Genomic DNA, 11,258 nt, shown 5'->3' with positions numbered 1-11,258 from the left:
TCGGGCGCACGATGCAAAGCAGCAGTTTTTAACCTCGGACTCTAACTGCAGTTCGGACTAAAACCGGGGGCAGGTCACTTGAAGTCAAGGTGGGGACCTTCCTGCGCCCTGTCCACGATGAGCTGTTCGAGGTCGGACTGGGTGGTGTCAAGAAGTCTATCTGGAAGCATCGTTGAGATTTCCGGTCAGTTGTTCTCCGACGCCATTGGAGGAACATTGCGAATGTACTTGTCATGATACTGGCGAAGCTGTTCGATGTACGCTGCCTTGGCCTCTAGGATGACTAATGGCAGATCGGACTCGAAAAGCGTGCTTAACCCAATTGTTGCGTGGGCAAGGTGCGGACCAATCTCCTCGAGCAACGCCTTGAGTAGAGTGACATCCAAGAAGGGGCCTAGATGCGGCGAACCGCGTGGCGAAACAAGGCTAAAGCCTTGGTAGGTCGTGTGCGCCGCATGTTCGGAGAACATGGCATATAGCTTGTCGCGTCCGGCTTTCTGACCTTTGTACTGCGGGAGTTTTTCCAAGACTTCCCTCACCGCAGCCGGCCCAAATACTTTCTTGAGCTTCTTGTTGTCCGCCGTTCGCCAAGCGGCGATCTTGGTGCCGTCAGCTCGGAACAGGTCGATCAAATTGACGAGTTCCAGAGCGTCTCGAAGAAGTTGGAAAGCCTGCTGGTAGTACCCGGACAATCCAAGCTTCACCGTGCTGGCCCCGATGTTGAATAGTCGAATGACTAAGAGCTGAATTGTGTGACGGTCGTCGCCCGCTTCGGACTCGAGACCAACCAGGACGGTTAGATGGTCAAGAGCATCATGGACGGCTTGTAGATGGTCCGATAGAGCCACGTCTGCAGCAATTGCTGAAAGGCTGTCGGCGCGGATGGCTTCTTCGTGGTTGTGTAGCGACGCAAGGTTGCTTGGAATGGCCATTATGCTAACCGTGCAGTCGGTTTATGGCCGGAGCGAGATAGGTCGGCATGTGGATGCAATTGGCAGCGGATCATGGACGTTTGATCGGTTGGTCTAGCGGTGTTTCCGGTACGATGATGGTACATCGAAACGTTTTTTTAGCTTTCGCTCACTTACGCTAAGTTGCTGAATATAAAGTACTTTGTGTTGTGCTGCGTTACGGCCACTTTCCGTTAAATATCAGTAACTTATTGATTTAATTGAAAATTTGTAATCATCAGGTGGCGGGTTCGAGTCCTGCAGCCGGCACCATATCTAGCAAGGGGTTACGCGATGTTTGCGTAGCCCCTTCGCGTTTCCAATTCAGCTTTTGCGTGACAGTCCGGAAATCGAGCCAGTGGCGGGGCCGAGCATTCGGTGCGGACGTTCGTCTTCATCATCCGCGGGCGCACGAGTATGTTCACAAGCTGCGACTCCGCTAGACCACATAGTCTAGGCAACAATCACCGCTGCCGGTCGGACAGTGTCTAGTGGTTCTCGGGTTGCTATCCCGTCTTTGCGAATCTTTCTTCGTCATCAACTGGAACTGCGCAACGCATGCAACAAGGCATTCCGATTACCGGAGCGCCTTGACGAATCGCGAGCGTGCCGGTTGGAGTCGCGTCGCAGGGACAGCCTTTACAAACGAGATCTGAATCGGTATCCAAGTCAGCCTACACTTTTCACGACGTCCGGGGCGTGGACCGACGGAGCAACTGCGTTTAAGCGAATGCGACGGGTTCGGTAAGGAGTATGACGTGAAGAAAGCTGCGGGGTATGCGATTGATGCGATTTTGATAGTTGGTATCGTCACGTTTTTCTATTTCGTGGCGTTTCGCCGTGAAATTCACCAGTCGGCATCGACGTCTAATATCAGGAACGCTGCATTTGCGATCACGCTCGCGTCATTTGCCATCCTCCCATTTCGCGCCAAACGCCACCCATCTTTACTTCACTTCGTCCAATTCGATGCGAAAGGGAGGCCGAGATCGAACCTTGCCGTGCCCCTGATGTGCTTTGTTCTTTCGATCTTGATCGTCCTCGCGTTGATTCGGTTGATCGTGATTGGTTTTGAGCAGGCCGCAGTGTGAATGAAATTTTTTACACGATGGAAGTGGAGCGCGCGCTGATATATCAAGCTGTCCCTGCTTGACGTATATCGGCGCGTTTTCAATCGATGTCACGATGCCCGTCAGATATGGCTGAGAACACCGTCGAATTCGGTACTTTGGTAACGCGAAATTTGCGTAAGTGATTGAGTTTGCTTGATCGTTCGAGTGCTTTGTAAGCATCAGGTGGCGGGTTCGAGTCCTGCGACTGCTCCAAATTGAACGAAGGGCCGGGAGATTTTTTCTCCGGGCCCTTCGTCGTTTCAGCGTCGCGAGCCGACAAATCTGACGCGGGGCGCATGGCAAGCCCGCGTCAGCGCATGCATGTGCGGACGCAAGCATTCGGGATTTCTCGACTCGGTGCCGTACGTTGCCGGCCGGCCCGCGCCACCGCTTGTCAGGAGAGGCGCATTCACCCGGTTGCAATGCCGCTCCAAGCGATGCCTTGGCGCCGCAGCCAGTCATCCAGACAATGCCTGCAAACGACCAATCTGCCGTCGGCATGAGCGCGGTCGTCGGTATCGGTCGGCCAGATGTGCGCTCCTGCTTTGCTGTCACGGCCGCGTCACGATGGCCCAATAACGTTGCACGTCCCTGCCGTGACGTACGCATCCAGCGGATCCGATGACGTCGCGCCGCTCAGGGAGCGGCTGGCTCCTCGCGACGACGTACCCTCGTCGCAAACGGCCGCGCACTTTCGCATTCACATGCCTTCGGGCCATTTCATCAAAAGAGACGATCGACGCCGATTCGAACCGGATCGCGGACGATCAGGAGACAAGGACCATGCTGAGTCCGCACGAATTCTCGATGCTGCTGCGCATTGCCCGCGCACCGGACAGTGTCGACCCGTCGAATCCGGCGTTCGCGGTACTCGTCGAAAAGCGGCTCGTCGACGATACGCAGGTACGTGTGAGTGCGGTGGCCGCGCGTCCGGCGCTGACGCCGATCGGCCAGATGCTGCTTGCGCGCTTCGACGAAGCGGCTTGAGGGGAAGGGAAGAGTAATGCAGTTGCGCGTCACGCCTTCGCCGCAGCGAAGGACGTGACGCAACGCAAGCGCGGCGAACCGCTTACTGCGCGACCGGCACCGTCACGTCGCTGCCGAACCAGTGCATCGAGATCTTCTTCAACGAGCCGTCCTTGCGCAGCGACTCCAGCGCATCGTTGATCGCCTTCTCGAACTTCGGATTGCCCTTGCGGAACGGGATCGCCATCTCCTGCTTGCCGCCGTTGAGCACCGCGCCCGAGCGCAGCGGCAGGTTCGACGTCTTGATCATGTACGGCAGCATCAGGCGGTCGTCGAGCGTCGCCTCGATCCGGCCCGCGGCGAGGTCACGCAGCTTTTCCGGCGCGCCGGGATACGTCTGCACCTCGATGCCCGGCACGCTGCGTGCCATCTGGTCGTAGTTGGTGCCGAGCGTCACGCCGAGCTTCTTGCCCTTGAAATCCTCGAGCGACTTGAAGTTGCGCGTGTCGTCCTTGCGCTGAATCAGCTGCGCTGCCGAGTACGTGTACGGCTCGCTGAAGTCGAGCGCTTCCTTGCGCTGCGGCGTGATCGTGACCTGGTTGACGATCACGTCGAACTTGCCGGCCTGCAGCCCCGCAATGATCCCGCTCCATTCGGTCGGGACGAATTGCGTCTTCACGCCGAGCTTGCCGGCAACGGCATTGGCGACATCGACGTCGAAGCCCTCGAGCTGTCCCGACGTGCCGCGCGAGTTGAACGGCGGATACGTGCCTTCGAGGCCGACGCGCAGCACGCCGGCTTTCTTCACCGAGTCGAGCAGGTCTTCCGCATGGGCGGCAACGGCCGTGAAACCGAGGGCCGACGCGAGCAGCAGGCCCGACAGCAGGAACTTCGAACGTTTCATCGCAGATCTCCAGTGTTCAGTGTGGTAATCGAGCGCCGGGCATCGGTCGTGCCCGGACTGGGCCGGAATACGGGCACGTAGACACTACTCGCAACCGGGCCGCGCCGGAAGTCGAATTGGCCCTGATTGCATCGATTTCAGCGGGCCATGCGTGAGCAGTTCGGCGTGACGTCATGGCGCGTCCGTGTCGAACAAGCGTTCGAACGGTTCGAGCGGGCCGCTCGGAATACGCTTGAAAAACCCTTTTAAATCAGTTCATTTTTCGGAGTCTCGCAGTAATTTGTCTGTAAAATCGCGCGAGCGAAATCGCATAGCGCGCCATCCGAGGGCGCGTCAAAAGAAGAAAAGGCCGTTGCCATGAACATGCAGAACACTGTTGCCGCATTGCGCGGCGGGTTGCTTCAGCAGGACCGGCTGCTGAAGCTCGATACGCCGCTGGGCCCGAATGTGCTGACCGTGCAGCGGGCGGTCGGCCATTCGCGCGTCGGGCGTGCGTACGAGTTCACGCTCGATGTGCTGTCGACCGATAGTGATCTGGAGCTTAAAAAGCTGATCGCGCAGCCCGTCACGTTGTGGATCCAGCAGGGGGGTCGCAGCTACCGGCCGATCAACGGATACGTCCACACCGCGCGCCGCCTTGGCGCCGACGGCGGGCTCACGACCTATCAGCTTACGTTCGCCGATTTCACGCATTTCCTGAAGTTCCGTCGCGACCAGCGGCTCTGGAACGATACGACCGTCGATCAGATCATCAGCGATGTGCTGAACAAGCATCCGCAGGCGCAGGGGTATTTCCGGTTCGCGCTGTCGAAACCGTTGCCGAACCGGTCGTACACGCGCCAGCACGACACCGACTGGCATTTCGTGCATCGGCTCATGGAAAGCGAAGGCCTCTACAGCACATGGCAGCAGGCCGACGACGGCAAGACGCATACGCTCGTCATCACCGACAACCTGCAGGCGTTCGCGCCGCTGTCGCCGGAATCCGTGCGCTTCTACCGCGGCGGCGCGGCGAGCGAAGCCGACGCGTTCACGCAATGGTCGGGCTCGCGCACGCTGCAGAGCGTGACCCGAACGACACGCACGTTCGACTACAAGAATCCGTCGCAGCCGTCGAACCCGAAGGGCACGTCGCTGCCGACGATGAGTGGCCAAGGTGAATTGCCCGACCAGCTCGAAGTGTACGAGTACACCGGTGCCTACACGTATCTGGACCAGACGCGCGGTGACCATCTGACGAAGGTGCGGATGGAGGAATGGGAGTCGCTGGCAAAGCGCTTCCATGGCGCGGGTGGCGTGCGCGCAATCGATGCGGGCCGGCGCTTCACGCTGTCGGACCATCCCGAACATGATCGCGATCCGGCCGACCAGCGCGAATTCGCGGCGATCGGCGTCGAATGGTGGATCGAGAACAATCTGCCCGTGGCGAGCAGCAGCGCGGACTTTCCGTACAGCTTGCGCGACGCGCTGATGCAAGCGCAGGAAGGTTACGGTGCCGATCCGGCGTTTCGCGTGCCGCATGACGATGGTTCGGTCGGCTTCTATCTCGTCGAGGTCGAAGCGCAGCGCGTGAGCGTGCCGTATCGCAGCCCGTTCGAACACGAGAAGCCGAAGATGCATCTCGAGACGGCGATCGTCGTCGGGCCGCAGGGCGAGGAAGTCTATACCGACGAGCTGAACCGGATTCGCGTGCAGTTCGTCTGGGATCGCCTCAATCCGGGCAACGAGAACGCGTCGTGCTGGGTGCGCGTCGTTCAGTCGGATACCGGTGGCGGCTATGGCGGCGTGCATGTGCCGCGCATCGGCGAGGAAGTGCTGATCGACTACGTCGGCGGCGACTGCGACCGGCCGCTCGCGGTCGGTCGCGTGTACAACGGCGCGAACCAGCCGCAGTGGCATAGCGACGGGATTCTGTCCGGCTACCGGTCGAAAGAGTATTCGGGCAGCGGCTACAACCAGCTCGTGATGGACGACGCGACGGGGCAGAACCGCGTGCAGCTGATGAGCAGCAGCGCGAACAGCCTGCTGCATCTGGGCTACATCATCGACCAGAACGGCAATTCGCGCGGATCGTACCTGGGCAGCGGCTTCGATCTGCGCTCGGACGCATACGGCGCGGTGCGGGCGAGCCAAGGGCTGTACGTCACCACCCATCCGAAGGCACCGAACAGCCAGCCGCTGGACGTGAAGGAAGCGCAGCAGCAGCTCGTGACGGGCGAGAGCCTCGTCGAAGCGATGTCGGGCGTGAGCGAGCAGCATCAGGCGGAAAGTCTCAAGGAAGCACACGACACGATGCGCGCGTTCACCGACGCGACGCAGGACAGCGCATCGGGCAGCGCGTCCGGCGGACGCACGGCAGGCGGCGGCACGGGCAACGCGAATGCGTTCAAGGAGCCAGTGATGCTGTTCGGCAGCCCGTCGGGAATCGCGATGTCGACGCAGCAGTCGCTGCACCTGGTCGCGAACGATCACGTGAACGTCGCGAGCGGGCAGAGCGTGCATGTCGCGGCGGGCAAGTCGCTGATCGGCAGCATCGGGCAGAAGCTGAGCCTGTTCGTGCAGAACGCGGGGATGAAGCTGTTCGCGGGCAAGGGCAAGGTCGAGATCCAGGCGCAGTCGGACAACGTCGAGGTGACTGCGCAGAAGGCGGTGAAGGTTGTGTCCGCAACTGATCGGATCGAGATCGCCGCCGATCAGGGGATTCTGCTGACGAGCGGCGGCGGGTATATCCGCATCAAGGACGGCAACATCGAGATTCATACGCCGGGCGCGGTTGATGTGAAGGGGGCATCTCATACGTTCGCGGGGCCGGCGAGCATGGGTTATCCGTTGCCGAGCCCGAGGCCGGATCAGCCGGGGCAGCTCGAACTGTTCCACAAGTACGTGAACGGCGAGGCGGTCAAAGGCGGGCTGTTCACGGTGAGAGACGTGAACGGCGCCGTGCTGAAAAAAGGCGCACTCGACAACAGCGGCTACACGGTTGTGAGTGGTTTGCCGCCGGGGGCGGTGCGCGTCGAGTTCGGCAAGGACCCGCGCGAGTCGGATCAGCCAGCGAACTATTTCAAGCAGGTGAAGTGGCCGGCGGAGCCCGTGCAACCGTCGCCGGAGGCCGCGCAGGCGGCAGCTAGCGGGCAGCTCGCGAGCCAGCTGCAGGGGATGGCGCCGGCCGCGACGACAGCAGCAATGGGGCTGGTGAGCGGCGGCGGCGCGGGTGCTGCCCTTGGCGGTCTCGCCAGTTCTGCATTGCCGGCTGCGGCGACCGCGTTGGGTGGGGCCGGCTTTGCGTCGGCGTTGCAGACGGCGTCGAGCCTTAGCGGTGCGGCGAAGCAGGTGGCCGGGATGGTGCAGGCCGCACGTCAGGGCGGCCTTGCCGCGCTGGCCGCGCCGGCGGCGAATGCGGCGTCCGGGGCGTTGCAAGGCGCATTGCCGGGCGTCGCGAGTATCGCGGGCAAGGGCGCCACGACCGTGGCGTCGGCCGCAGGCGCGACGGGCATGAAGCTGCCGACGAGCGGGTTTGGCGGACCGTTGAAATCCTGAGAGAGCGGCTTGTCAGCCGTCTTGAAAAAAAGCGAATTGAACGAACAACGACATGGCACAACAACTTCCACCGGGCGCAGAGAAGGAACAGGCTGTTTCCTGGCTCAGCGATATTTCGCCGAAAGACGTGGCGGCGGGGGGCGACCGTTTCAATAAGTGGTTGCTCAAGATCAGCGGCAATCACATTTCGTTCGAGGACCTCAAAACCGTCGCCAGTGCCGTGCCGATTATCGGCAACCTGATGGCGTTCTACGATGCAGTGTGCGACATCGTGATGATCGTCGAGAAGCGGCACGCCGATCTGCTCGATTACCTTGGACTCGCGATCAACCTGATCGGGGTCATTCCGGTACCGCCGCCGCTGGCATCGTTTCGCCTGTCGGCGCGACCGTTGTTGGCGCTCGTGCGCAATCAGTTGCTGGTGTCGCGCGGCAATCTCGGGGCCGCGATCATCAACGTGCTCGTTACGCACGTCAACGCCGCGGCCGCGACGGAAATCGAGAACTTCCTGAAGACGTTGCAGGAGGTTCTAGTCGACTTGCTGAATGACTGCGCGGCCAAGGCGCAGGAGTTGATGGTCGGTATTGCCAGCGGATTGGAGCTTGCCCTCAAAGGGCAAATTTTCGACAGCAGTGCGAACGTGCGACGTACACAGCAGATCGCGCGGAAGATGGACGAGCGATCCTGGTACAACCCGATGATCGTGGTCGATGCGTTCGAGTACGGTTACGAAGGTTCGATCGCGTTAGGGAAGGAAGCCGGGAACGCGACGGTCGGGACCGCTGCGAGGCTTGCGCCGGATTCGTGGCTTCAACCGTTTCGCGATATCGTCGCGTTCCTGAAGACCGAAGCACCGAAAGTCGCGAAGGCAATCCGCGATCTGAATGGCAGCGAAGAAGGCAAGATGCTCTGGCTGATCGCGCAAGTGATCGAGGCCGTGGCGAGGGTGCGTGCGGGCGGCAAGCTTCGTGAAAAGACCGCCGACGTGCCACCCGGCGGCAAGGGACGGGCACAGCATGACCGCCCGCAGGAGCCGGTGGGTGCGACCGAACAGCATGTGCATCCGGAAGGTGCTGGCCAGAGCCCCTGCAAAAGTTGCGGGATTGGCGCGTCGACCGGATCGATCGATTTTGCGTTCGGCGATGAGACGTTCACGCATACGGACTTTGAACTGCCCGGCGCATTGCCGCTTGTCTGGGCGCGTACTTATCGGTCACGCCTGTCTGCATATGACACTCGGGAACTTGGCGCGCGATGGATTACGCCGTACACGACGCGCATCGATGTCGAAGGCGATACATGGTTCTACCGTGATGCCAGCGGCCGCAGCATTGAATATCGCGCGCTGGCATCCGGAAGCGTGCATGACGATCTCTCGGAAAACCTGACGCTGTCGCGACTAGACGATACGTGGGTGACGATCGCGTACGGTCATGACGAGTTGCACGTATACGAGCGGCGTGGCGACGCGTTCCGGCTCGCGATGCAGAAAGATCGCGCGGGCAACACGATCACGCTCGACTACGATGCGCGCGACCGCGTGGCGCGCCTGATTGACGCGAATGGCAACGTGCTCTCGTTCGAGCACGACAAGCAAGGTCGGATCGTCCTGATCGAGCAGGTGATCGAGGATGGCAAGCGCCGCACGCTCGCAAGTTACGCCTATGACGAAGCGGCCGATCTCATCCGTGCAACCGATCGGCACGGCAACGCGTGGAACTACCAGTACGACCGACATCTCGTGACGCGTTATACCGATCGCACCGGCCGCGGGATGTCGCTTGAATGGGACGGCGCGGACGCTGACGACAACGCGAATGCGAAATGCGTGCGTGAGTACGCGGACGATGGCAGTCTCGATATCCGTCTTGCGTGGCACCCGAACATTCGATTGACCTACGTAACCGATGCGCTCGGTCAGACGACGCGTTATTACTTCAACATCAAGGGCTACGTTTATCGGATCGCCTATCCGGATGGAAACGAAGAGTGGTTCAGGCGCGACGAGCACAACAATCTGACGTTGCATATTCTGCAGGACGGCAGCATCGAGCAGATGCGTTACGACGCGCGCGGTAACCGGACGTGGCACGAGCGCGCTGACGGCAGCATTGTCGAAATGGCATATGACGACAAGGATCAGATGATCCGGCTCGTCGATCCGAATGGGCATGTCTGGCAGCGCAAGTACGACGATGTTGGCAATCTCGTCGAGGAAATCGATCCGCTCGAGCACGCTACGAAGTACAGCTATAACGACAAGGGACTGCCGACACAGATCACCGATGCCAAAGGCGGATCGAAGGCACTCGAATACAACTCCGCCGGGCAATTGACCAGCTACACGGACTGCTCCGGAAAGAAGACGGCGTGGCGCTACGACGATATAGGGCGTGTGATCGAGAAAAAGGACGCGTCCGGTGGCGTCGTTGCTTATGCATATGGCCCGAACGGCCGGTTGACGGCGATTCGTTCGCCAGCCGGTGTCGAACATGTGCAACACGATGCCGAAGGGCGATTGCTCGCTCATACGGATCAGCTCAATCGGTCGACGCGATATGCCTACGATGCGGTCGGTCGCATTGCGAGTCGCGCCGATGTGCTCGGGCAGACGGTTGCGTATCGTTATGACCGTCTCGGCCGCTTGTCCGCGCTGACCGATGCGAACTTTGCGACGTATCAGTTCCACTACGATCCGGCAGGTCGGCTGATCGAGGAAATCGGCTTCGACGGCAAGTCGACGCGTTACCAGTACGATCCGGACAGCGGCAGTCTTGTTTCGATCGATGAAGCGGGCTGCCTGACTTCGGTCGAAATCGATGCAAATGGCCGTCTGCTGAAGCGTGTCGCCGGGGAAAGCGAGGAACGGTTTGCCTACGATCCGAGCGGCAGGTTGATCGACGCGGTGAACCGATACAGCCGCGTGCAGTTCTTCTTCGATCCGGTTGGCAATCTCGTGCGTGAACATCACGCCTACGATCTGTTCGGTGACCGGCGCAGCTACGTATGGCATCACGAATACGATGAACTCGGCAACCGGTGGCGTACCGTTCGGCCGGACGGGCATGTCGTCGACTGGTTGCTGTATGGCTCGGGGCATGTGCACGGGATGCTGCTCGACGGCGAGGACCGCGTGCAGTTCGAGCGCGATGATCTTCATCGCGAGACGGTGCGCGTGCTGTCGAGCAAGGTCGGGCAGCGCACGCACTACGATCCGGCGGGACGCGTGTTGCAGCAGTCGATCCAGCGATCGACGTCACCTGCGCCGCTCGCCGAGCGGCGGTATCGCTATGACGCGGCGGGGCAGTTGTCGCGAATCGAGGACAGCCGCAAGGGCGGGACCGACTATCGATATGATCCCGTCGGACGGCTGATCGAGGCGATCAGTCCCATCGCGAAGGAACGGTTCGCGTTCGATCCGGCGAGCAACATCATCGATCCGGCGCGGACTGCGGAGACGCCTGCGTCGCGTCCGAGTCCGGTGCGGCCGGACAGCACGTTGCCGGTTGAGGTGCCGAAGGTGCTCGGTAACTTGCTGAAGACGTATGCGGGGATGCACTTCGAGTACGACGCGCGCGGGAATCTCGTGCGCAAGCGCACGCCTGCGGGTGAGCAGGAATACGAGTGGGATGAATTCAATCGATTGCTATCCGCGCGGGTTGCCGAGACGTCGCGGCAGAGTCGCGCGCGGTATTTCTATGATGCGTTCGGTCGGCGTATTGCGAAGGAGTTGAACGGCGAGCGGACGGTGTTCGGGTGGGATGGTGACACGCTGGCGTACGAGAGTGA

At 60.7% G+C, this 11,258-nt stretch carries 6 protein-coding genes; 4 read left to right on the top strand and 2 right to left on the bottom strand.

The features are described from left to right. Nucleotides 1-185 precede the first annotated feature (185 nt). On the bottom strand, nt 186-932 hold the full coding sequence (locus DIE08_RS34955; protein WP_124906410.1) for a hypothetical protein: 747 nt from the start codon (nt 930-932) through the stop codon (nt 186-188). Nucleotides 933-1,708: 776 nt separating this feature from the next. Here DIE08_RS34955 and DIE08_RS34950 point away from each other — a divergent pair. Both DIE08_RS34950 and DIE08_RS34945 read left to right on the top strand, forming a co-directional pair. Beyond that, on the top strand, nt 1,709-2,041 hold the full coding sequence (locus DIE08_RS34950) for a hypothetical protein (protein ID WP_124906408.1): 333 nt from the start codon (nt 1,709-1,711) through the stop codon (nt 2,039-2,041). Nucleotides 2,042-2,845: 804 nt separating this feature from the next. Continuing rightward, complete coding sequence (locus DIE08_RS34945; RefSeq protein ID WP_059599832.1) at nt 2,846-3,049, top strand: hypothetical protein; 204 nt, start codon at nt 2,846-2,848, stop codon at nt 3,047-3,049. An 82-nt stretch (nt 3,050-3,131) separates the two neighbouring features. On the opposite strand, the gene DIE08_RS34940 is transcribed toward DIE08_RS34945, so the two are convergent. Further along, nucleotides 3,132-3,932 (bottom strand): cystine ABC transporter substrate-binding protein, encoded by an 801-nt coding sequence (locus DIE08_RS34940; protein WP_059599833.1) that lies wholly within the window; start codon nt 3,930-3,932, stop codon nt 3,132-3,134. Nucleotides 3,933-4,289: 357 nt separating this feature from the next. On the opposite strand from DIE08_RS34940, the gene tssI reads away from it, so the two are divergent. Continuing rightward, nucleotides 4,290-7,469, top strand: coding sequence for a type VI secretion system Vgr family protein (tssI, locus tag DIE08_RS34935; RefSeq protein WP_124906406.1), 3,180 nt, complete (start codon nt 4,290-4,292; stop codon nt 7,467-7,469). 52 nt (nt 7,470-7,521) lie between these two features. Further along, nucleotides 7,522-11,258: DUF6531 domain-containing protein (locus DIE08_RS34930; protein WP_148096098.1), on the top strand; the 3,737-nt coding region annotated here is incomplete at its 3' end.

The organism is Burkholderia sp. Bp9004, from assembly GCF_003858025.1.
In the GTDB taxonomy this organism is placed as follows: Bacteria; Pseudomonadota; Gammaproteobacteria; order Burkholderiales; family Burkholderiaceae; genus Burkholderia; species Burkholderia diffusa.
The sequence above is the reverse complement of the archived record's forward strand: the minus strand, read 5'-3'. Positions and strand labels throughout refer to the sequence as shown.